Annotated in this window: 17 protein-coding genes; 9 read left to right on the forward strand and 8 right to left on the reverse strand. The window is 73.2% G+C overall.

All coding sequences use genetic code 11. From position 1 onward, the window contains the following. Window positions 1-39: 39 nt before the first annotated feature. Genes OG519_RS28145 through OG519_RS28160 form a run of 4 tightly spaced genes read right to left on the reverse strand, consistent with a single transcriptional unit; the run spans window position 40 to window position 5,812 of the window. Window positions 40-1,230, reverse strand: a complete 1,191-nt coding sequence (locus OG519_RS28145) for an acyl-CoA dehydrogenase family protein (RefSeq protein ID WP_405589568.1) — start codon at window positions 1,228-1,230, stop codon at window positions 40-42. Then, window positions 1,227-3,380 (reverse strand): biotin carboxylase N-terminal domain-containing protein, encoded by a 2,154-nt coding sequence (locus tag OG519_RS28150; protein WP_405589571.1) that lies wholly within the window; start codon window positions 3,378-3,380, stop codon window positions 1,227-1,229. The genes OG519_RS28145 and OG519_RS28150 overlap by 4 nt, the downstream gene beginning before the upstream one ends. Window positions 3,381-3,392: 12 nt before the next feature. Continuing rightward, window positions 3,393-4,931, reverse strand: a complete 1,539-nt coding sequence (locus tag OG519_RS28155; protein WP_405593073.1) for an acyl-CoA carboxylase subunit beta — start codon at window positions 4,929-4,931, stop codon at window positions 3,393-3,395. Between the two features lie 47 nt (window positions 4,932-4,978). Continuing rightward, window positions 4,979-5,812 carry a TIGR03084 family metal-binding protein gene (locus tag OG519_RS28160; RefSeq protein ID WP_405589573.1) on the reverse strand — a complete coding sequence of 278 codons (834 nt, stop codon included), beginning with the start codon at window positions 5,810-5,812 and terminating at the stop codon, window positions 4,979-4,981. Window positions 5,813-6,074: 262 nt separating this feature from the next. Between OG519_RS28160 and OG519_RS28165 the strand changes: the two genes are divergently transcribed. Both OG519_RS28165 and OG519_RS28170 read left to right on the forward strand, forming a co-directional pair. Next, window positions 6,075-7,715, forward strand: a complete 1,641-nt coding sequence (locus OG519_RS28165; protein WP_405589576.1) for an ABC-F family ATP-binding cassette domain-containing protein — start codon at window positions 6,075-6,077, stop codon at window positions 7,713-7,715. A gap of 208 nt (window positions 7,716-7,923) precedes the next feature. After that, a complete protein-coding gene (locus OG519_RS28170) occupies window positions 7,924-8,379 on the forward strand; it encodes a hypothetical protein (RefSeq protein ID WP_405589579.1) in 456 nt (151 codons plus the stop codon). A gap of 133 nt (window positions 8,380-8,512) precedes the next feature. Here OG519_RS28170 and OG519_RS28175 read toward each other — a convergent pair whose 3' ends face one another. Next, a complete protein-coding gene (locus OG519_RS28175; protein WP_405593075.1) occupies window positions 8,513-10,537 on the reverse strand; it encodes a putative Ig domain-containing protein in 2,025 nt (674 codons plus the stop codon). A 389-nt stretch (window positions 10,538-10,926) separates the two neighbouring features. On the opposite strand from OG519_RS28175, the gene OG519_RS28180 reads away from it, so the two are divergent. Both OG519_RS28180 and OG519_RS28185 read left to right on the forward strand, forming a co-directional pair. Then, a complete protein-coding gene (locus tag OG519_RS28180) occupies window positions 10,927-11,742 on the forward strand; it encodes a TrmB family transcriptional regulator (protein WP_405589581.1) in 816 nt (271 codons plus the stop codon). 214 nt (window positions 11,743-11,956) lie between these two features. Then, entirely contained in the window at window positions 11,957-12,850 is an 894-nt protein-coding gene (locus OG519_RS28185; RefSeq protein ID WP_405589584.1) for a DMT family transporter, read from the forward strand. Window positions 12,851-12,995: 145 nt separating this feature from the next. Here OG519_RS28185 and OG519_RS28190 read toward each other — a convergent pair whose 3' ends face one another. Next, window positions 12,996-13,778 (reverse strand): enoyl-CoA hydratase/isomerase family protein, encoded by a 783-nt coding sequence (locus OG519_RS28190; RefSeq protein ID WP_405589587.1) that lies wholly within the window; start codon window positions 13,776-13,778, stop codon window positions 12,996-12,998. Window positions 13,779-14,001: 223 nt separating this feature from the next. Here OG519_RS28190 and OG519_RS28195 point away from each other — a divergent pair, with 223 nt between their 5' ends. Then, window positions 14,002-14,484 (forward strand): ATP-binding protein, encoded by a 483-nt coding sequence (locus tag OG519_RS28195; protein ID WP_405589590.1) that lies wholly within the window; start codon window positions 14,002-14,004, stop codon window positions 14,482-14,484. Window positions 14,485-14,575: 91 nt separating this feature from the next. Here OG519_RS28195 and idi read toward each other — a convergent pair whose 3' ends face one another. Both idi and OG519_RS28205 read right to left on the reverse strand, forming a co-directional pair. Then, window positions 14,576-15,184 carry an isopentenyl-diphosphate Delta-isomerase gene (gene idi, locus OG519_RS28200; protein ID WP_405589593.1) on the reverse strand — a complete coding sequence of 203 codons (609 nt, stop codon included), beginning with the start codon at window positions 15,182-15,184 and terminating at the stop codon, window positions 14,576-14,578. A 244-nt stretch (window positions 15,185-15,428) separates the two neighbouring features. After that, window positions 15,429-16,382, reverse strand: a complete 954-nt coding sequence (locus OG519_RS28205) for a cation diffusion facilitator family transporter (protein ID WP_405589596.1) — start codon at window positions 16,380-16,382, stop codon at window positions 15,429-15,431. Between the two features lie 333 nt (window positions 16,383-16,715). On the opposite strand from OG519_RS28205, the gene OG519_RS28210 reads away from it, so the two are divergent. Genes OG519_RS28210 through OG519_RS28225 form a run of 4 tightly spaced genes read left to right on the forward strand, consistent with a single transcriptional unit; the run spans window position 16,716 to window position 21,265 of the window. Beyond that, window positions 16,716-18,704: a DUF5941 domain-containing protein gene (locus tag OG519_RS28210; RefSeq protein ID WP_405589598.1), complete on the forward strand. Its 1,989-nt coding sequence runs from the start codon at window positions 16,716-16,718 to the stop codon at window positions 18,702-18,704. Next, window positions 18,701-19,453, forward strand: coding sequence for a sugar phosphate nucleotidyltransferase (locus OG519_RS28215; protein ID WP_405589601.1), 753 nt, complete (start codon window positions 18,701-18,703; stop codon window positions 19,451-19,453). Before OG519_RS28210 ends, OG519_RS28215 begins: the two co-directional genes overlap by 4 nt. Beyond that, window positions 19,441-20,502: an iron-containing alcohol dehydrogenase family protein gene (locus OG519_RS28220; RefSeq protein WP_405589604.1), complete on the forward strand. Its 1,062-nt coding sequence runs from the start codon at window positions 19,441-19,443 to the stop codon at window positions 20,500-20,502. The genes OG519_RS28215 and OG519_RS28220 overlap by 13 nt, the downstream gene beginning before the upstream one ends. Then, window positions 20,480-21,265: a CDP-alcohol phosphatidyltransferase family protein gene (locus OG519_RS28225; RefSeq protein WP_405589607.1), complete on the forward strand. Its 786-nt coding sequence runs from the start codon at window positions 20,480-20,482 to the stop codon at window positions 21,263-21,265. Before OG519_RS28220 ends, OG519_RS28225 begins: the two co-directional genes overlap by 23 nt. Window positions 21,266-21,270: the final 5 nt, after the last annotated feature.

The following is a 21,270-nucleotide window of genomic DNA, read 5'->3' on the forward strand; positions in this document are numbered from 1 at the left end:
CCGGCCGCCGTCCCGCGGTTCCCATCATGGCGCGGCCGTTCAGTACGACTTGGGCAGGCCCAGGGTGTGGTGCGAGACGAAGTTGAGGATCATCTCCCGGCTGACGGGGGCGATCCGGCCCACCCGGGACGCGGTGAGCAGCGACCCCAGACCGTACTCCGCGGTCAGCCCGTTGCCGCCGAGCGTGTGCACGGCCTGGTCGACCGCCTTCGCCCCGGCCTCCGCCGCCGCGTACTTCGCCATGTTGGCGGCCTCGCCGGCGCCCATGTCGTCGCCCGCGTCGTAGAGATACGCGGCCTTCCGCATCATCAACCGGGCAAGTTCCAACTCGATATGGGCCTGCGCCAGCGGGTGCGCGATCGCCTGGTGGGCGCCGATGGGGGCGCTCCACACGGTGCGGGTGCCGGCGTACTCGACGGCCCTGGCCAGCGCGTAGCGGCCCATGCCGATGGAGAAGGCGGCGGTCATGACGCGTTCCGGGTTGAGCCCGGCGAAGAGCTGGAGCAGCCCGGCGTCCTCGTCGCCCACCAACGCGTCGGCCGGCAGCGCCACATCGTCGAGGAAGAGCTGGAACTGCTGCTCCGGCGCGGACAGTTCCATCTCGATCTGCCGGAAGTCGAAGCCGGGGGAGTCCCGTTCCACGATGAACAGGCACGGTTTGAGCCGGCCGGTCCTGGCGTCCTCGGTCCGGCCGACGATCAGCGTGGCATCGGCGATGTCCACGCCCGAGATGAAGACCTTGCGGCCGGTGAGCAGCCATCCGCCGGTGGCCGGATCGCGGCGCGCGGTGGTGGTGATGCGGTGCGCGTTGGAACCGGCGTCGGGCTCGGTGATGCCGAAGGCCATCCGCCGCGAGCCGTCGGCCAGTCCGGGCAGCCAGCGCTGCTTCTGCGCCTCGGTGCCGAACCTGGCGATCACCGTGCCGCAGATGGCGGGAGACACCACGAGCATCAGCAGGGGGCAGCCGGCCGCGCCCAACTCCTCCAGCACGATGGAGAGTTCGGTGAGGCCGCCGCCCCCGCCGCCGTACTCCTCGGGCAGATTCACCCCCAGGTAGCCGAGCCGGCCCGCCTCCTGCCAGAGCTCGTCGGTCTGTTTGCCCGCGCGGACGGTGGCGGTGAAGTAGTCGCGGCCGTAGCGCCGGCCCAACTCGCCGACGGCGGCCCGCAGCGCGCGCCGCTCCTCGGTGTCGAGCAACGCGCTGTCGAAGGTGCCAGAAGCCGTGCTCATGGTCCCGTGTCCTCCTTGACGACGGCCAGTACGGCGCCGAGTTCGACCTGCCGGCCGATCTCGGCGGTGAGTTCGGAGAGGGTGCCGGCGGCCGGCGCGGTGATCACGTGCTCCATCTTCATCGCTTCGAGCCACAGCAGCGGCTGTCCGGCGGTGACCCGGTCGCCCGCGGCCGCACCGCCGAGCCGGACCACCGTGCCGGGCATCGGCGCCCGCAGCGAGCCCGGCGCGGCATCGGCCCCCGGGGCGGTGAACCTCGGCAGGGCGGTCAGCGCGGCGGAGCCGACGGGGGAGTCCACGTACACCCGGTCGCCGTAGACGCCGACGTCGAACGCCCGCCGCACGCCGCCGACTTCCAGCACAACCCGGGCGGGGGTGGCGGACACCACGGTGACATCCGGGAAGTCCTCGGCGACCGGGCCGAGCCGGCCGTGGCGGTAACGGACCTCATGGACCCGGCCGCCGGGTTCGGCGCGGTACCGCTTGAGCTGCGCCTGCGAGGCCACGTTCCGCCACCCCCCGAGCCGCGCCGCGACCGGCCCGCCGCTCACGGCCGCCGCCGCCGTACGAGCCGCCGCGTCCGCAACCGCCGCCACCAGTGCCGCCTGCCGCCCCAGGCGGTCCACGCCCTCCGGCCCGGTTACGGACGGTTTCGGTCCGGGCTCGGGCGCCGTGGATCCGGCCGGGGCCCCGCCGATGCCCAACTCGGCGGCGTGCTGCTGGAGGAATGCCGTGGTCGGCGTTCCGGTGCGGAAATCGGGGTGGCGCAGGACCTCGACCAGGAGGTCGCGGTTGGTGGCCGGGCCGTGCAGCCGGGTGCGGGTCAGCGCGTGGGTCAGCCGGCGGACGGCCTCGGCGCGGGTCGGGGCCCAGGCGATGACCTTGGCCAGCAAGGGGTCGTAGTGCACCCCGATCTCCTCGCCGCCGGTCACCCCGGCGTCCAGCCGCAGGCCCGCCTCCCGGCCCGGGACCACCGCGAACTCCACGTCGACACCGGGGACTTCGAGCAGATGGAGCGGGCCCGGCTGCGGCTGCCAGTCGCGGCCGGGATCCTCCGCGTAGAGCCGCGCCTCGATCGCGTGGCCGCGCGGGCCGGGTGCCACGGGCGGCAGCGCGGCGCCCTCGGCGACGCGGATCTGCCAGGCCACCAGGTCGAGCCCGGTGACGCACTCGGTCACCGGATGCTCGACCTGGAGCCGGGTGTTCATCTCCAGGAAGTAGGGCCGCGCCGCCCCGTCCGCGCCGGGTGCGACCAGGAACTCCACCGTGCCGGCCCCGGTGTAGCCGATCGCGCGGGTCGCCCGGACCGCCGCCTCGTGCAGGGCCCGCCGCACCTCGGCGGACAGCCCCGGCGCCGGGGTCTCCTCGATCACCTTCTGATGGCGCCGCTGGACCGAGCAGTCGCGCTCGCCCAGCGTCCACACCGTGCCGTGCGCGTCGGCGAGCACCTGCACCTCGACGTGCCGGGCGCTGACCACGTACGGCTCGACGAACACCTCGCCGTCCCCGAAGGCCGCCGCCGCCTCCGCCCCGGCCGCCGCCAACTCGTCTGCCAGTGAGCCGAGTTCGCGGACCACCCGCATCCCCCGGCCGCCACCGCCCGCGGCGGCCTTCACCAGCACCGGCAGATCCGCGGCGGTCACCGCGGAAGGGTCGAGCGCCGCGAACAGCGGCACCCCGGCCGCCGCCATCAACTCCTTGGCCCGGGTCTTGGACCCCATCGCCCCGATCGCCTCGGCCGGCGGCCCGATCCAGACCAGTCCGGCGTCGCGGACCGCCCGCGCGAACCCGGCGTTCTCGGAGAGGAATCCGTACCCGGGATGCACCGCGTCCGCGCCGGCCGCCCGGGCCGCAGCGACCAGCAGATCGGCCCGCAGATACGTGTCCGCGGGCGCCCGGCCCGGCAGCCGCACCGCCGCGTCCGCCTCACGCACGTGCGCCGCGCCGGTGTCCGCGTCGGAGTGGACGGCCACCGTGGCGATCCCCAGATCGCGGCAGCTACGGAAGACGCGCCGGGCGATCTCCCCCCGGTTGGCCACCAGCACGGACCCGATCGCCGGCCGTACCGGCCCGGCGGAAGCGCCCGGACCCCCTTCGGCGGCGCCGGCCGCGCCGGCGGGAGCCGCCGCGACCTCGGACTCACCGTTCATCAGCCAAGCACCTCACATCCGGAAGACGCCGAAGCCGCCCCGCACGCCCTCGACCGGGGCGCTGTGGACGGCGGAAAGACACAGGCCGAGCACCGTGCGGGTGTCGCGCGGATCGATCACCCCGTCGTCGTAGAGCCGCCCGGACAGGAACATCGGCAGCGACTCCGCCTCGATCTGCTGCTCCACCATCGCCCGCAACCCCGCGTCGGCCGCCGCGTCGAAGACGCGCCCCTTCGACAGCGCCGACTCCCGCGCCACGATCGAAAGCACGCCGGCGAGTTGGGCCGGGCCCATCACCGCCGACTTGGCGCTCGGCCAGGAGAAGAGGAACCGCGGATCGTAGGCGCGACCGCACATGCCGTAGTGCCCGGCGCCGTAACTCGCGCCCATCAGCACCGAGAGGTGCGGGACCCGCGAGTTGGACACGGCGTTGATCATCATCGCGCCGTGCTTGATGATGCCGCCCTGCTCGTACTCGCGGCCGACCATGTAGCCGGTGGTGTTGTGCAGGAACACCAGCGGGATGTCCCGCTGGTTGGCGAGCTGGATGAACTGCGCGGCCTTCTGCGACTCCGCACTGAACAGCACGCCCCGCCGGTTGGCGAGGATCCCGACCGGATAGCCGTGCACCTCCGCCCAGCCGGTGGCCAGGCTCGGCCCGTAGAGCGGCTTGAACTCGTCGAACTCGGAGCCGTCCGCGACCCGGACGATCACTTCGAGCGGATCGAACGGGGTCCGCAGGTCGCCCGGCACGATGCCCAGCAGATCCTCGGCGTCGAAGAGCGGCGGCCGCGGTTCGGGGCGCGGCCGCGGCCCCAGCTTGCGCCAGTTGAGCCGGGCGACGACGCGGCGGGCGGTCCGCAGCGCGTCCGGCTCGTCCACCGCGAAGTGGTCGGCGAGACCGGAGACCCGGGCGTGCATGTCGGCGCCGCCCAGCGACTCGTCGTCGCTCTCCTCGCCGGTCGCCATCTTGACCAGCGGCGGACCGCCGAGGAAGACCTTGGACCGCTCCTTGACCATGATCACGTGGTCGGACATGCCCGGTACGTACGCCCCGCCGGCCGTGGAGTTGCCGAACACCACCGCGACGGTGGGGATACCGGCGGCGGACAGCCGGGTCAGATCGCGGAAGAGCGCGCCGCCGGGGATGAAGATCTCCTTCTGGCTGGGCAGATCGGCGCCGCCTGACTCCACCAGGCTGATCACCGGGAGCCGGTTGGCGGCGGCGATCTCGTTGGCGCGCAGCGCCTTCTTCAGCGTCCACGGATTGCTCGCGCCGCCGCGCACCGTCGGGTCGTTGGCGGTCACCACGCACTCGACGCCCGCCACCACCCCGACACCGGTGACGATCGAGGCGCCGGTGGTGAAGTCGCTGCCCCAGCCGGCCAGCGGGGACAGTTCGAGGAACGGCGTGTCCGGGTCGAGCAGCAACTCGACGCGCTCCCTGGCCGTCAGCTTGCCCCGCCCGCGGTGCCGCTCCTGGTACTTGGCGCCGCCGCCGGCCAGCGCCTCGGCGTGCGCGGCGTCGACCTCGGCCAGTCGCTCCAACATCACGGTGCGGCGCTCGGCGAACTCCGCGCCGCCCAGGTCGAGCGCGCTCACGAGCCCGCTCCGGCCGGCTTCACCGCCGCGCCCGGCAGCTGGCCCGCCGCCCGGCCCTCACCCGGCGGGCCGGCGAACGCCTGCGCCACGGACAGCCAGGTCCGCGCGTCCGGGCCCTTGGCCACCACGGCCACGTCGTCGCGGTGCCGCCGCCGCACCGCGAGCAGACAGAAGCCGAGCGCGGAACCGGATACCCGTTGCGCCGCGTCCGGCGGTCCGAAGGTCCACAACGTACCGTCGGGGGCGGTGAGTTCGACCCGGAACTCAGCGGTCGGCACGGGCCGGGCGTGCGCGGCGAAGGCGTAGTCGCGGGCCGCCACCGCGATCCTGGCGACGTGCCAGAGCCGGGCGGTCGGCGGCCGGGACACTCCGAGGGCGTCCGCCACGTCCTCGCCGTGCGCCCAGGTCTCCATCAGCCGCCCGCCGGCCATCGCCCCGGTGCTCATCGGGGGCCCGTACCAGGGGAAGCGGATCCCGGACGGCTGACCGTCGAGCGCCGCCGCCAGCCGGGCACGGCCGGCCCGCCAGCGCGCCAGCAGCACGTCCGGTGGCAGCTCGGCGCCGGCCGCCGCGCCCTCGTCGACCAGGGTGTTCCAGCGCTCGGCGGCCACCGCGAGTTCACGGGTGAAGCGGTCCGGATCTTCCACCGCGAGCAGCGCCCGCCCGTCGGTCCAGTGGAGGTGGGCGATCTGGTGGGCCACCGTCCAACCCTCGGCCGGCGTGGGCAGCGCCCACCGCGCCGCGCTGAGCCCGGCCACCAGCCGGTCGAGCCCGTCGCTCTCGGCGCGCAGATCATCGAGCAGAGTCGTGACGGAGCGCGGATCGGCCATGGTCCACCCCTCGGACGGTTCCGTACGGAGAGAGCGCGGCGCGGTGAGAAGCGATCGCTTTCCCGGGCCGCGCGGGACGAGCGTGGCAGTGCGCCCAAAAACAATCAAGCGTGCTTGCATTTTTTTCCGCGACAGCCGCCCCGGCAAACCGCCGCGATCTGGCGAGCCGGCCACGCGGCGGCCTGCCGGTGCGCAGACCCGGGCGGGCTTTCCGTGGGCGGACCGCACGGAGCGGGGGGTGGGCGATAGGGTTCGAGGTCTGATGAGTGCCACCCTCGTTGCCAAGAATCTCGCCGCGGGACACGGCGACCGTACGCTTTTCTCGGGGCTCGACCTGGTCGTAGCGCCCGGGGACGTGGTCGGTCTGGTCGGTGCCAACGGGGCCGGGAAGTCCACGCTGCTCCGGCTGCTGGCCGGCCTCGCCGTGCCGGAGGACGGCAGTCTGCGGCTCAGTCCGGCGACCGCCACCGTCGGGCACCTTCCGCAGGAGCCGGAGCGGCGCCCGGGGGGTGAGACGGTCCGCGAGTTCCTCGCCCGCAGGACCGGGGTCGCCGCCGCGCAGGCCGAACTCGACGCCGCCACCCAGGCCCTCGTCGACCAGGCACCCGGCTCCGACGACGCCTACGCGACCGGCCTGGAGCGCTGGCTCGCGCTCGGCGGCGCCGATCTGGAGGAACGCGCCGAGGAGGCGGCCGCCACGCTCGGCCTCGGCGTCAGCCTCGACCTGGAGATGTACGCGCTGTCGGGCGGCCAGGCGGCCCGCGCCGGGCTCGCCTCCCTGCTGCTCAGCCGCTACGACGTCTTCCTGCTCGACGAGCCGACCAACGACCTCGACCTCGACGGTCTGGAGAAGCTGGAGAAGTTCGTCACCGGCCTGCGGGCCGGCACCGTACTGGTCAGCCACGACCGGGAGTTCCTGACCCGCACCGTCACCCGCGTCGTCGAACTCGACCTCGCCCAGCAGCAGGTCAACGTCTTCGGCGGCGGCTACGCCTCCTATCTGGAGGAGCGGGAGACCGCCCGGCGGCACGCCCGCGAGGAGTACGAGGAGTACGCCGACACCAGGGCCGGCCTCGAAGCCCGCGCCCGGATGCAGCGCGGCTGGATGGACAAGGGGCTGCGCAACGCGGTCCGCAAGGCGCCGGACAACGACAAGATCGCCCGCAAGGCACGGACCGAGAGCAGCGAGAAGCAGGCCGCCAAGGCCCGCCAGACCGACCGGATGATCGAACGCCTCGATGTCGTCGACGAGCCCCGCAAGGAGTGGGAGCTGCGGATGGAGATCGCCGCCGCGCCCCGCTCCGGATCAGTGGTGGCGACGCTGCGCGGCGCCCGCGTCCGCCGCGGCGACTTCGCCTTCGGCCCGGTCGACCTCCAGATCGACTGGGCGGACCGGGTGGCCATCACCGGCGCAAACGGCTCCGGCAAGTCGACACTGCTCGCCGCGCTGCTCGGCCGACTCCCGCTGGACGAGGGCCGGTCCACGCTCGGCCCCGGCGTGCTCGTCGGGCAGGTCGACCAGGCCAGGGCGCTGTTCCGGGGCGGCGAACCGCTGCTCGACGCCTTCCGGGCGCCCGCGCCCGACCTGGATCCGGCCGAGATCCGTACGCTGCTCGCCAAGTTCGGGCTGAAGGCCGCCCATGTGCTGCGGCCCGCCGCCACGTTGTCGCCCGGCGAGCGGACCAGGGCGGCGCTGGCCCTGCTCCAGGCCCGAGGCGTCAACCTCCTGGTGCTCGACGAGCCCACCAACCACCTCGACCTGCCCGCCATCGAGCAGTTGGAGGCCGCCCTGGCCACGTATGAAGGCACTCTCCTGCTGGTCACCCACGACCGCCGGATGCTCGACGCGGTGCGGGTCACCCGGCGGATCGAGGTCGCGGAAGGCCGGATCACCGAGCACTGAGCCGAAGCCGCCTTCCGCCAACGGCCCTTGTCGCCGTGGACCCACGGACCCACGGCCCCGGCCACTACGGACACCCGCGGACCGTGGAACCGATTGTCCGGCCGCCGCGTCCCATCCCCGTCCGGCCGCTCCCGGGAGCGGGTCGGGCACACGGGCTGGGCAGGAAGAGCCGACCTGGCGATGGCGGGCGGGAAACGGGGGACGGCAGATGGCGACAACGGAGGCGACGCGCTCCCGCTGGGCGAGCACCCTGGCCGCGGCCGTCGCGGCGGCGGCCGCTCTCGCGGTGGTGACGGGCTGCGCCGGCGGCGATGCCACCCAGCCGGGCCGGGATCCGGGTGCGCCGGCGCCGTCGGCCTCGGCGTCCGCCTCGACATCGGCGTCGGCGACGCCTTCCGCGTGTGGTGACCGGGTGATCGCCGGCGGCACCGACAGCACCACCTGTCTGCGGGTCGGCAGCGTGCTGCGGCTGCGGCTCGGCCAGGACGACGGCGCCGCCGAGCACGGCGCCGCGCTCAAGGAGGTCTCACCCGGCGTCTACCTCGGCGTGCTCAAGGGCCGGGCCGAGGTGAGCGGCAGCCACCGGGTCTGCCCGAAGCCGGGGCCCGGCGAGGTGTCCTGCGACGCCATCCGTCAGTGGACGGTCACCGTCGACGTGCGCTGAGCCGGCGCCCCTCGCCGAAAGGTGGCCCGAGAGAGGCCAGGACCCGGACCGGCAGTGGGGGCCGGTCCGGGTCCTTCGATCTCCGGCCCGTCGGGGCCGGTGTGTGCGGACGTGCTACCTCATGACGAGCGGGTCAGCTGACGTTGACCGCGGTGTCGTCCACCAGGAAGGAGGTCTGGAGGCTGGAGTCCTCGGTGCCGGTGAACTTCAGGGTGACCGTGGTGCCCTTGTAGGGGGTGAGGTCGACCGAGTGCTGGACGTAGCCGCTGCTCTTGTTGATGTTGGAGTAGCTGGCCAGGGTGGTGCTGCCGGCCTGGACGGTCAGCTTGTCGTAGGCGGTGGTGGTGCTGGTCTCCGCCGTGGTGATCGACAGGTAGTAGGTGAAGGTGGCGCTGGTGCAGGTGGAGGGGATGGTCACCGACTGGGACAGGGTGTCGGTGTGGGTGGTCCCGTAACCGTCGAGCCAGGCCTTGTAGAAGCCGCTGTGGGCCGGGGCGCCGGTGCTGTTGTCGATGACGCCGGAGGACTCGGTCCAGGAGGTGGCGCCGCTCTCGAAGCCCGGGTTGGCCAGCAGCTGCCCCGCGGTGCAGCCACCGCCACCGCCGCTGGTGCTGACGGTCCAGGTGAAGGAGGCCGAGCCGCTGGCGCCGGTGGAGTCGGTCGCCGTCACGGTCACGCTGTAGGTGCCGGCCGTGGTCGGGGTGCCGGAGATCAGACCGGAGGAGCTGATGGACAGGCCGGCCGGGAGCCCGGAAGCGCTGTAGCTCAGGCTCTGGCCCGACGCCGAGTCGCTGGCGTGCACCTGGACGCTGACCGCGGTGCCGACCGTGGTCGACTGGCTGCCAGGGCTGGTGACCGTCACCGTGTTGCCGCCGCCGCCCCCGCCGCCGTTGGTGAAGGCCGCGGTGCCGTTGGGGGTGCCCAGGCCGGTCGGGCCGTCGTAGCCGGCCTTGGCGGTGCAGAGGTAGCTGCTGCCGCAGGAGCCGTTGGAGCCGCTGGTCACGTCGTTGAGCGAGCCGGTGTGCGCGTAGAGGTAGGAGGCGGGCGTGGTGCCGGCGGCCGGGGTACCGGCCAGCGCGTAGACGGAGGCGATGATCGGCGACGAGGCGCTGGTGCCGCCGTAGACCTGCCAGCCGCTGGCCTGGTAGCTGTCGTAGACGGCCAGGCCGGTGGCCGGGTCGGCGACCGCGGAGACGTCGGCGATGGTGCGCTTGGAGCAGCCGGTGTCGGTCTGCCAGGTGGGCTTGGCGTCGTAGGCCGAGCAGCCGGAGCCGGTGCCCTCGGTGCTCGAGGTGTTCCAGACACTCTCGGACCAGCCGCGGGTGGTGCCGCTGGCGCGCTTCAGCGCGGTGCCGCCGACCGCGGTGACGTACTTGGAGGCCGCCGGGTACTCCGCGCCGTATCCCTCGTCACCGGAGCTGACGGTGATGGCCACGCCGGGGTGGTTGAAGTACTGCGAGTCGGCGGTGGTGTCGCTGGAGTCCTCGTCGCCGCCGTAGCTGTTGGAGACGTACTTCGCGCCCAGGGAGACCGCCTCGTTCACCGCGGTGCCCAGGTCGTCCATGTTCGCCGAGCTCGCCTCGACCAGCAGGATGTGGCACTGCGGGCAGACCGCGCTGACCATGTCCAGGTCCAGTGAGATCTCACCGGCCCAGCCGGAGTCGGCGGTGGGGTAGCTGGTGCCGCCGGTCTGGTTGACCTTGCGGAAACAGCCGTTGGCCGTGGTGCAGGCGGGCAGCCCGTACTGGGTGCGGTAGGTGGAGAGGTCCGCCGCCGCGTTGGGGTCGTCCTGCGCGTCGACGATCGCGACGGTCGCGCCGGAACCGGCGCTCGACGGCAGGGCGTAGGCGCTCTGGAGGTCGGTGGGGCCGTATCCGGACGGGGTCGCGTCCGGGGTGACGCCGAGGTGATGGGTGACATCGGTGCGGACCAGCGCCATACAGGACATGAAGCCCTTGGCGGGGGTGGCGCACAGACGCTCGGTCGGTACTGCCGAGGCCGAGGTGACGGCCGAGCCGGCGACGGCGTGGGTGGGCGCCGCGGTGGCGGCGACTGACGGTGCCGCGGTGGCCATCAGGCCACCGGTGACCAGTGCGCCGGTCGCGACGAGCGCGACGGCGACCCGGCGGACGGCACGTCGTACCCGGCCGGTACTCATCGACTGCAATGAACTGCCCTCCATGGGGGGATCGGCTCCCGAGGGCGTGCGCATCCGTTCGACATGTCAAGGTCATGACAACGACGACCATGGTTCGGACATGGTCACAGCTGACAACCGATCGCGCGGTGCGGCATCGCCCGGGACTTCGTGTGGCGCACGTTCACTGGTGATCTGCTGTCAGCGACGCTCCGTCACCGCCAACTGCTGCGAGGTGCCACCCCGTTGAGTGGTGACCGCTTTGAAGGTAGTGAGCACCGCACCAAGGGACCACCGGGTTATGGCAAAGGATTCCCCTCGGCTTCTCCCGGCCGGGATCCGGCTCTGTTCCGCCGCGGGTCCCGGATCCGCTTCCGCCGGACGATCTCCCGCGTATACCTTGAGGCGCCATGGAGACGGAGGAAGGACCGGTCAACGACCTCGTCGCGCTGGGTCTCGCACGCTACGAGGCGCGGGTCTACCTTGCCCTCGTCCGCCGCGAGTCGTATACGGCGGCCGAGGTCGCCCGCGAGGCCGACGTGCCGAGGCAGCGGGTCTACGACGTGCTCGACGCACTGGTGCGGCGCCGGCTCGCCACCGCGCACCCCGGCCGGGTCGCGACCTTCTCCGCGGTCGCCCCCGAACTCGCCGTCGCCCGGCTGATGGCCCTCCAGCGCGAAGCGCTGGAACGGCTCGACGAGCTCTCCACCGCGCTCACCGCCAGCCTCGTGCCGGTCTGGGCCGACGGCCGTACCCACACCGTGCCGCTGGACTACGTGGAGATACTCCGCGACCCGAAGTCCATCGCCGAGGCGTTCACCGACATCCAGGCCCAGGCCAAGGAGGAGCTGCTCAGCTTCTGCAAGCCGCCCATCGTGGCTCCGGCGCTGAACACCCCGGGCATCAAAGCCGTCCGGCGGCTGCGCAGGGCCGGCGGCTCGGTCCGCGCCATCTACACCCACGAGGCGCTGGACGACCTGGAGGTGCTGGAGAGCGTCCGCAGGTTCGGCGCGGCCGGGGAGGAGAGCCGGTTCACCGCGCGGCTGCCGCTGAAGCTGGTGGTCGCCGACGCCTCACTCGTGCTGTGCGACATGCCGGACCCGGTGGCCGGCACCGGCGCGACCACCGCGCTCTACATCGACCACCCGGCGCTCGCCTCCTGCCTGCGGCTGGCCTTCCTCACCGTGTGGGACAGCGCCGAGCCGGTGCCGGCGGCCCGACCGTGACCCACAGCCATGCCCCAGCGATGGCACGGCCATGACACGCGCCCGATATCGCGCTGACGCGGCCCTGTCACGGGGCGCCGGGAAATCCCGGACCGCCGCGGAATCGCCAGGACACCGCGGGGGTACGGTTTTTGGCCACTCGGCGCGCGGCCGGGTCCGACCCCGGCCGCGCCGCACCGCTCAGGCGGCCCGACCTGGGCGTTAGAGTGACCGGGTGGCCGTGTTCCTGCTCGGATTGGCTGGTGCCTGCTGCCTGGGGCTGGGATTCGTGCTCCAGCAGCGCGCGGCCATGCGTGCCCCGCTCGCCGACTTCCTCTCCTTCCGGCTGCTGCTCGATCTCGCCCGGATGCCGGACTGGCTGCTCGGTCTCGCGCTCGGGGCGATCGGCCAGGTACTCGCCGCCATCGCGCTGGGCTACGGCGAGGTCTCGCTGGTCGAGCCGCTGACCGCCACCAACCTGCTCTTCGCCCTGGCGCTGTCCCGCTGGCTCACCCGGCAGCCCCTCGGCTGGTCCGGCTGGGGCGGGGTCGCCCTGCTCGCGGCCGGTGTCACCGCCTTCATCGTCGCCGGACGACCACGCGGCGGCGGGAACGAGGCCGGGGCGCTACGGCACTGGCTGGTCTTCGGCATCGTCGCCGGCCTCGCGGTACTGCTCGTCATCAAGAGCCGCAGACTCCAGCCCGGCGGCAAAGCGGCCTTGCTGGCGCTGGCCGCCGGGTTGCTCTACGGGCTCCAGGACGCGCTGACCCGGGTCTGCGGCGAGATCATCGGCGACGACGGAGTGGCCGACCTCTTCTCGCACTGGCAGCCCTACGCGGTCGCGGTCATCGGCCTGACCGGCATCCTGCTGGTGCAGAGCGCGTTCGAGATGGCGCCGCTGCGCAACTCGCTGCCCTCCCTGACGGCCGCCCAGCCGCTGGCCGGCATCGCGTGCGGGGTCGGTTTCCTCGGCGACCGGTTGCGGGTCACCCCCGGCGCGCTGGCGTGGGCGGCCGTCGGGCTGGCGGCGATCGTGTTCGGGGTCGTCCTGCTCGGCCGCCACCCGGCGATGCCGTCCGGGATCACCCAGCACAAACCCAAGGTCGGGGCGACCCGGTCCGATCGGTGAGGGCCGCCGCCGGCGGCGGTCGTGCTGTCCGCCGGGCCGGGCGGGCCCGCCGTTGACCCGTGCCGGTCGGGCCGCCGGCCGAGCAGCGACTCAGCCGATCGGCGGCTCACCCGATCAAAGTCAACCGGGCGGGCCGCCCGGCCGGTCAGTCGACCGGCGGTGACCAGGTGAAGCGCGGCTCGCGGCGCTCCAGGAAGGCCGCCGACCCCTCGGCCGCGTCACCGGCCCCACGGACCTGCTCGGCCCAGTACGCCAGGCGCTCCGCGGCCGGCGGCGCCGCCGCGAACTCCTTCGCCGCGGTCTGGGTGAGCTGAGAGCGGGAGACGAGGACCGCGGTGTACTCCCGCACCCGTGCCGCCAGGTCGGCGGCGGGCAGCACCTCGTCCACCAGGCCGGTGCGCAGCGCGCGTTCATGGCCGATCAGCTCGGCCGAGAAGAGCAGGTGCTTGGCGGTCGCCGGGCCGGTCAGCCCGACCAGCCGCCGGGTGCCCGCCGCCGGATAGACCAGGCCCAGCCTGGCCGGGGTCACCCCGAACCGCGCGCCCTCCGCCGCGAAGCGCAGGTCGCAGGCGATCGCGAGCTGACAGCCGCCGCCCACACAGAAGCCGCGCACCACCGCGAGCGTCGGCTTGGGGAAGGCCGCCACCGCCTCCTCCGCCTCGACCGCCGCCCGCTGGGAGCGCCGCAGCCCGTCGGGCGTCGTCAGTTCGTTGATGTCCGCGCCCGCGCAGAAGGTGTCGCCGTCGCCGGTGAGCACCAGCGCCCGTACCCGCGGGTCGGCGGCCAGCGGCGCCAGCAGCCGGGGCAGTGACTCCCACATGGCGAGCGTCATCGCGTTGCGGCGGCGCGGATTGCTGATGGTGACCGTCGCGGTGCCGTCCTCGACACGGACCGGCAGACCGGGACCGGACGTGCGTTTGTCCTGCATGGGTCGAGTGGTCCTATCTAAAGCGAAACTACGCCGAAATTGCAGGTCAGGAGGTCGAATCCGGTCAAAAGCGGTCGGAAGTCGAGGAAAGGTGCGGACTTACGGTTTCCCGCACATGCGCCTGGAATAGACGCCAAGACTCTCCTCCTGTGAGGCGGAGGCTGCCGGAGCGTCGGCGGAGGAAGCGGAGACATGCCACGAGAAAGCGACGGTGGGTGCGGTCATGGAGGTCCGCGGGAGCATCCCGGCAGGTCAGGCTTCGGATCAGGTGCGCATCCCGCGACCGTACGAGGGGGTGTGGCGCTTCACGGCCCCGGCCGTCGACTCGTCCGTACCCCAGGTGCGGCGCGGAGTTCGTGAACTGATCGCCGACCTGGGTGTGCCGATCGACGAGGACCTGCGGTACGGACTGCTGCTGATCGTCTCGGAGCTGGTCACCAACGCGGTGAAACACGCGGCGGTGCTCTCGCCGGAGACCGCCGTGGAGATCGCGATCGGCGCCGACTGGATCAGGGTGGCGGTCGAGGACAACCATCCCTACCGGCCCAAGGCGCTGGCGACCGACCACGCCCGGACCGGCGGCCGGGGACTGCTGCTGGTCAAGGCGATCACCGACGAGGCCGGCGGTTCCTGCGACATCACGCGGACCCCGAGCGGCGGCAAGGTGGTCTGGGCGGCCCTGCCGCTGCGGTTCGCCGGCGACTGACGCCGTCACCCGCGCGGGGACCGGTTCGCCGTCCGCCGCGCCGCCGTCCGCCGCGCCGCCGTCCGCCGCGCCGCCGGTCCGCCGGGCCCGCTCACCAGCCGGCCCGGCCGCCGGTCACCTCGCGCACGGTCGGCAGCACCGCGTCGAGCACGGTCTGGAACCAGGCGGAGAAGGGCCCGTCCGCGCGCAGCCTGGCCAGCGCCTGCGGGCCGACGAAGGCGGTCTCGCCGATCTCCGCGGGGTCCGGGCGCAGCGGGTCGCGCACCAGCCCGACGAAGAGGTGGTTGTACTCCTGCTCGACCAGCCCGGACGCCGGATCCGGGTGGTTGTAGCGGACGGTGCCCGCCTCCCGCATCAGCACCGGGGAGACTCCCAGCTCCTCGGCGGTACGCCGGGCCGCGGCGACGAAGGGCGGCTCGTCCGGGTAGGGGTGGCCGCAGCAGGTGTTCGACCAGACACCGGGGGAGTGGTACTTGCCGAGCGCCCGGCGCTGGAGCAGCAGCCGGCCCTCGTCGTCGAAGAGGAAGACCGAGAACGCGCGGTGCAGCCGCCCGGGCGCCAGGTGTGCCGACAGCTTCTCCGCCGTACCGATCGTCACGCCGTTCTCGTCGACGAGTTCCAGCAGGATCGGTTCCATGACCCCGTTCGGGGACAGCGGCTCGGGGGCGGCGGGTCGGCCGGTGGCAGGACTGGTGGGCATATCCATCCTTCGCGTTCGACGGCAGGTGCTTAGTCTGCCTCACTCCCACCCCGGTCCCGTGACCGCACCGCGCACCCGTACCAGCGCTTCGGGGCGCGGCGGTGGGTACACGGCTCACCCGGTGTCGCAGGCGTGTCCGGCCGGTATCAGGCGGGGTGTCCGGCACGTTGTCCGGTCCGGCGCCCGCCCCCGCCGCCCGCGGCCGGGGCGGCCGCGTGGCGGGAGCTCAGCGGCACAGCCGAGCTCAGTGGCACAGCCGCGCCTCGTGCGCCGCGTGGCCGGCCGGCTCCAACTGGAAGGTGCAGTGCTCCACGTCGAAGTGGACGCCGAGGCAGCCTTGCAGGTCGTGCAGCATCTTCTCGTACCCGACCGCGTCCAGCACGTCCTGGCTGATCACGACGTGCGCCGAGAGCACCGGCAGACCCGAGGTGATCGTCCAGACATGCAGGTCGTGCAGGCCCTCGACGCCCTTGAGGCCCTCGATGTGGCGGCGCACCCGCGCCATGTCGACGCCCTTGGGCGCCGCCTCCAGCAGGACGTCCACCGCCTCGCGCAGCAGGCGCCAGGTGCGGGGCACGATCAGTACACCGATCAGCAGCGACGCCACCGAGTCCGCCTGCCGCCAACCGGTGGTCGAGATGAGCACCGCGGCGATCACCACCGCCAGCGAGCCGAGCGCGTCCGCCATCACTTCCAGGAAGGCGGCGCGCACATTGAGGCTCTCCCGCTGCCCGCGCATCAGCACCAGCAGGGAGACCGAGTTGGCGACCAGGCCGATCACACCGAAGACGATCGTGGCGCCGCTGTCGATGCCGTGCGGGGTGATCAGCCGGCGCACGGCCTCGTAGAAGATGAACGCGCCGACGCCGAAGAGCAGCACGGCGTTGAGCACCGCGGCCAGGATCTCGGCGCGGGCGAAGCCGAAGGTGCGGCGCTCGCTCGCCGGGCGGGCGGCGAAGTGGATGGCCAGCAGCGCCATGGCCAGGCCGGCCGCGTCGGTGGCCATGTGGCCGGCGTCGGCGAGCAGGGCGAGCGAGCCGGTGAGCGCGCTGCCCACCACCTCGGTGACCAGCACCAGCAGGCTGATGCCGAGCGCGATCCGCAGGCCGCCGCGGTACCGGGCGCTCACCGTACGGCCCTCGCCGTGCGGTCCGTGCCCGTGCCCGCGGTCATGACCGTGGCTGTGCCCTGCCCCCATCGGCTCGGTCCCCTCTCCGCCGGATCCCTGCCGCGGCCCTCGGTGCCCGCGGCGGCCAAGTCAACACCGGTCACGCACGGTGGGCAAGCCGGTACTGGAGACCGTTGTCATCTACGGTGACCTGCGGTGATGAGGGGTGGTCCGGGGGTGTGCGCCCGCCGCGGACCTCACCCGTACGGCGGATGGGGGAGGCCGGTTGTCCACAACCGAACTGATCGAGGATGATGATCACATCGGATGTGCCACGTTTCGGCGAACACGCAGTGAACGGCGGCCGTCGGCGATCCGATAGCCTCGCCGACGTGCCCGGCCCGGCGCCGCTGCCGGCGGCCCATGGGCACGTTCTCCGCACGCCTTGCACGCCTTGAGGGAGTGGGTCCGCTGCCGACCGCAATTCTCACCGGCCCCGCCACCGGGGCCCCGTCGCCGCTCGCCGACGACCTGCGGGCGCTGGGGTTCCAGGTCGTCGAGGCGGCCACTCCGGCCGACACCGCCGCGCGGCTCGCCGCCGTGCCGGTCGCCGACCGGGTGGCCTTCGTCGACCCGCGCTTCCTCGGCCACCGCCACGCGCTGCGGCTGGCGCTGACCGACCCCCGCTTCGACGCCGCCGCGATCCCGGGGGCGCTGGGGGTCAAGCCGGCGGCCCGGCCGGCCCTGGCCAGGGCGCTGGAGTCGGCCGCCGCCTCGAAGACGCTCGCCGCCCCGCACCTCCCGGGCGAGTCCGGCCACATCGAGGCCGGCCGGCCGGGCCGTCCCGGCGATCCCGGCCGGCTGCCCGCGGGCCCGCCGCCCGGTGCCCACGGCGTCCTGCTCTCCCCGGCCGGCTCCGCCGCCGACACCCTGCCGGACCGGCTCGCCGCCGTGCTGGACGCGGACGGCGCCGCCCCGTACCGCCCCGACCTGGGCATCCTGGTCGCCGCGGTGCCCGAGGACCAGGACCGCCGGACGGCGGCCACCGCCGCCATCGACGCCGTGGACGAGGAAGCGGTACGGCTGCGCAGCGCGGTGAAGTCCCGCGACGGCTTCTTCACCACCCACTGCATCAGCCCCTACTCCCGCTACATCGCCCGCTGGTGCGCCCGCCACGGCCTGACCCCGAACCAGGTCACCACCGCCTCGCTGGTGGTGGCGCTGATCGCCGCCGCGGCCGCGGCCACCGGGACCAGGGCCGGTTACGTCGCGGCCGGTGTGCTGCTGCTCGCCTCCTTCGTCCTGGACTGCACCGACGGCCAGCTCGCCCGCTACTCGCTCCAGTACTCGACCCTCGGCGCCTGGCTGGACGCGACCTTCGACCGGGCCAAGGAGTACGCCTACTACGCGGGTCTCGCCCTCGGCGCGGCCCGCGGCGGCGACGACGTGTGGGCGCTGGCGCTCGGCGCGATGGTGCTCCAGACCTGCCGCCACGTGGTCGACTTCGCGTTCAACGAGGCCAACCACGACGCGTCGGCCAACACCAGCCCGACGGCCGCGCTCTCCGGCCGCCTGGACAGCGTCGGCTGGACGGTGTGGGTGCGCCGGATGATCGTGCTGCCGATCGGCGAGCGCTGGGCGCTGATCGCGGTGCTCACCGCGGCCACCACCCCCCGGATCACCTTCGTCGTCCTGCTGGTCGGCTGCGCGCTCGCGGCCTGCTACACCACCGCCGGACGGGTGCTGCGGTCGCTGACCAGGAAGGCCCGGCGCACCGACCGGGCCGCGCTGGCGCTGGCCGACCTGGCGGACAGCGGCCCGCTCGCCGAGGCCGTCGCCCGCCTCACCCGGCCGCTCGCGCGCCGGCTGCCCGCCTTCGCACCGCCCGCCATCGCCCTGGCCGGCGCCGCGGCGCTGACCGCCACCGCCGCCCTCGCACCGAGCGGCAGCGCCTGGCCGGTGCTCGCCGCCGTCGTATACGTCCTCACCTCGGGCATCGCGGTGGCCCGGCCGCTGAAGGGCGCCCTGGACTGGCTGGTACCTCCGCTGTTCCGGGCCGCCGAGTATGGAACCGTGCTGGGCCTGGCGGCCTCTTCCCAGGTGAACGGAGCATTGCCCGCCGCTTTCTGCCTGGTGGCGGCGGTCGCCTACCATCACTACGACACGGTGTACCGCATCCGCGGCGGCGCCGGGGCGCCGCCGCGGGCCCTGGTGAAGCTGGCGGGCGGCCACGAGGGCCGGGCGCTGCTGGTGACCGTCCTCGCTGCCGCTCTCGCACACCACTCGGGGTTCCAGGTCGCGCTGGGGGCGCTCGCCGCCGTGCTGGCGGCCCTGGTCCTCACCGAGAGCATCCGTTTCTGGGTGTCCTCCGGGGCCCCCGCCGTACACGACGAGTCAGGAGAACCCGCATGATCGGCCTCGTGCTGGCGGCCGGCGCCGGAAGACGTCTGCGCCCCTACACCGACACCCTGCCCAAGGCACTGGTGCCGGTCGGCCCGGAGGGCGCCGAGGACAGCCTCACCGTGCTGGACCTGACCCTCCGCAACTTCGCCGCGGTCGGGATCACCGAGGTGGCGGTCGTCGTCGGCTACCGCAAGGAGGCCGTCTACGAGCGCCGGGCGGCGCTGGAGGCCGCGTACGGCGTGACCCTCACCCTGGTCGACAACGACAAGGCCGAGGAGTGGAACAACGCCTACTCCCTGTGGTGTGCCCGCGACGTGATCCGGCAGGGGGTGATTCTGGCCAACGGGGACACCGTGCACCCGGTCTCGGTCGAGAAGACGCTGCTGGCCGCCCGCGGTGCGGGGCGCCGGATCATCCTGGCCGTCGACACCAGGAAGAAGCTCGCCGACGAGGAGATGAAGGTCGTCGCCGAGGCGGACAAGGGCGTCCGGCGGATCACCAAGCTGATGGACCCGGCCGAGGCCACCGGCGAGTACATCGGCGTCACCCTGATCGAGGGCGACGCGGCGGTGGAACTGGCCGACGCGCTGCGCACCACGTACGAGCGCGACCCGCAGCTCTACTACGAGGACGGCTACCAGGAGCTGGTCGACCGCGGCTTCACCATCGACGTGGCGCCGATCGGCGACGTGCCCTGGGTCGAGATCGACAACCACGCGGATCTCGCCAAGGGCCGGGAGATCGCGTGCCAGTACTGACCCGGCTGATCCCCTCGCCGGTCGTCGTCGACATCAGGGGCGGCGCCCTCGCCGGCCTGTCGAAGGTCCTCGCCGACCAGCGGATCTCCACCTCGGGGAAGCTGGCCTTCGCGGTCAGCGAGGGCTCGGGCGCCAAGCTGCGCGAGCGGCTCGCCCCCGAACTGCCGGGCGCCGACTGGTTCCCGGTGCGGGGCGGCACCATCGACGCGGCCGTGAAGCTCGCCGACGCCATGCGCGGCAAGCGGTACGACGCGGTGGTCGGCCTGGGCGGCGGCAAGATCATCGACGTCACCAAGTACGCCGCCGCGCGGGTCGGACTGCCGATGGTCGCGGTCGCCACCAACCTCTCGCACGACGGCATCTGCTCGCCGGTATCCACGCTGGACAACGACAACGGCCGCGGCTCCTACGGCGTGCCCACGCCGATAGCGCTGGTCATCGACCTCGACGTGATCCGCGAGGCCCCGGCCCGCTACGTCCGGGCCGGCATCGGCGACGCGATCTCCAATCTGTCGGCCATCGCCGACTGGGAGCTCTCCCACCGTGAGAACGGCGAGCCGATCGATGGCCTGGCCGCCGCCATGGCCCGCAGCGCCGGCGAGTCGGTGCTGCGGCACCCCGGCGGCATCGGCGACGACGACTTCCTGGTCACCCTCTCCGAGGGGCTGGTGCTCTCCGGTATCGCCATGTCGATCAGCGGTGACACCCGCCCGTCGTCGGGCGCCTGCCACGAGATCAGCCACGCCCTGGACCTGCTGCACCCGCAGCGGGCCGCCGCGCACGGCGAGCAGGTGGGCCTGGGCGCCGCCTTCGCGATGCACCTGCGCGGCGCCCACGAGGACGCGGGGCTGATCGCCGAGGCGCTGCGCCACCACGGGCTGCCCGTCGCGCCCGGGGAGATCGGCTTCACCGACCGGGAATTCGCCGACGCGGTGGCGTACGCCCCGCAGACCCGCCCCGGGCGCTACACGATTCTGGAACATCTCGACCTGTCCGACACCGATATCAGGGACGCATACGCCGACTATGCCAAAGCCATCAGTAGCTGAACTGCGCCCGGTCGTTCACCCCGGTGGCATCAAGGACCGGAAGAACGGCGAGCACTGGGCCGGGCGCCTCTACATGCGCGAGATCTCGCTGCGCTGCACCCGGGTCCTGCTCAACTCGCCACTGACCCCCAACCAGTACACGTATCTGATGATCGTGGCCGGGATGGCGGCCGGCGCCGCGCTGCTGATCCCCGGGCTGGCCGGCGGCATCCTCGGCGCCCTGCTGATCCAGCTCTACCTGCTGCTGGACTGTGTGGACGGCGAACTCGCCCGGTGGCGCAAACAGACCTCCACCGTCGGTGTCTACCTGGACCGGGTCGGGCACTACCTCTCCGAGGCGACGCTGCTGGTCGGCTTCGGTATCCGGGCCGCCGACGTCTTCCACCAGGACGGCGCGGCCATCCAGTGGCAGTGGGCGTTCCTCGGCACGCTGGCGGCGCTCGGCGCGATCCTGATCAAGGCCGAGACCGACCTGGTGGACGTGGCGCGGACCCGCCGCGGCATGACCGCCGCCGAGGAGACCGCCAATGTGCCCCGCTCGTCCGGGATGGCGCTGGCCCGCCGGGCGGCGTCGGCACTGAAGTTCCACCGGCTGGTCGGCGGCGTCGAGGCGTCGCTGCTGATCCTCGCGGCCGCGATCGCCGACTACGCGCACGGCGATCTGCTCTTCACCAGGATCGCGGTCGTGGTGCTGGCCGCGGTCGCGGTGCTCCAGACGCTGCTGCACCTGGTGAGCATCCTCGCGTCGAGCAGGCTGAAATGAGCACG

The sequence above is a fragment of the Streptomyces sp. NBC_01190 genome (assembly GCF_045039895.1).
In the GTDB taxonomy this organism is placed as follows: domain Bacteria; phylum Actinomycetota; class Actinomycetes; order Streptomycetales; family Streptomycetaceae; genus Actinacidiphila.

Excerpts from the sequence above, each read along its gene's own strand:
- OG519_RS28145 (WP_405589568.1), bottom strand. The coding sequence starts at position 1,230 with ATGAGCACGGCTTCTGGCACCTTCGACAGCGCGTTGCTCGACACCGAG.
- OG519_RS28150 (WP_405589571.1), bottom strand. The coding sequence starts at position 3,380 with ATGAACGGTGAGTCCGAGGTCGCGGCGGCTCCCGCCGGCGCGGCCGGC.
- idi (WP_405589593.1), bottom strand. The coding sequence starts at position 15,184 with ATGCCCACCAGTCCTGCCACCGGCCGACCCGCCGCCCCCGAGCCGCTG.
- OG519_RS28155 (WP_405593073.1), bottom strand. The coding sequence starts at position 4,931 with ATGTTGGAGCGACTGGCCGAGGTCGACGCCGCGCACGCCGAGGCGCTG.
- OG519_RS28165 (WP_405589576.1), top strand. The coding sequence starts at position 6,075 with ATGAGTGCCACCCTCGTTGCCAAGAATCTCGCCGCGGGACACGGCGAC.
- OG519_RS28195 (WP_405589590.1), top strand. The coding sequence starts at position 14,002 with ATGGAGGTCCGCGGGAGCATCCCGGCAGGTCAGGCTTCGGATCAGGTG.
- OG519_RS28180 (WP_405589581.1), top strand. The coding sequence starts at position 10,927 with ATGGAGACGGAGGAAGGACCGGTCAACGACCTCGTCGCGCTGGGTCTC.
- OG519_RS28205 (WP_405589596.1), bottom strand. The coding sequence starts at position 16,382 with ATGGGGGCAGGGCACAGCCACGGTCATGACCGCGGGCACGGGCACGGA.
- OG519_RS28190 (WP_405589587.1), bottom strand. The coding sequence starts at position 13,778 with ATGCAGGACAAACGCACGTCCGGTCCCGGTCTGCCGGTCCGTGTCGAG.
- OG519_RS28170 (WP_405589579.1), top strand. The coding sequence starts at position 7,924 with ATGGCGACAACGGAGGCGACGCGCTCCCGCTGGGCGAGCACCCTGGCC.
- OG519_RS28225 (WP_405589607.1), top strand. The coding sequence starts at position 20,480 with ATGCCAAAGCCATCAGTAGCTGAACTGCGCCCGGTCGTTCACCCCGGT.
- OG519_RS28210 (WP_405589598.1), top strand. The coding sequence starts at position 16,716 with ATGGGCACGTTCTCCGCACGCCTTGCACGCCTTGAGGGAGTGGGTCCG.
- OG519_RS28175 (WP_405593075.1), bottom strand. The coding sequence starts at position 10,537 with ATGAGTACCGGCCGGGTACGACGTGCCGTCCGCCGGGTCGCCGTCGCG.
- OG519_RS28215 (WP_405589601.1), top strand. The coding sequence starts at position 18,701 with ATGATCGGCCTCGTGCTGGCGGCCGGCGCCGGAAGACGTCTGCGCCCC.
- OG519_RS28160 (WP_405589573.1), bottom strand. The coding sequence starts at position 5,812 with ATGGCCGATCCGCGCTCCGTCACGACTCTGCTCGATGATCTGCGCGCC.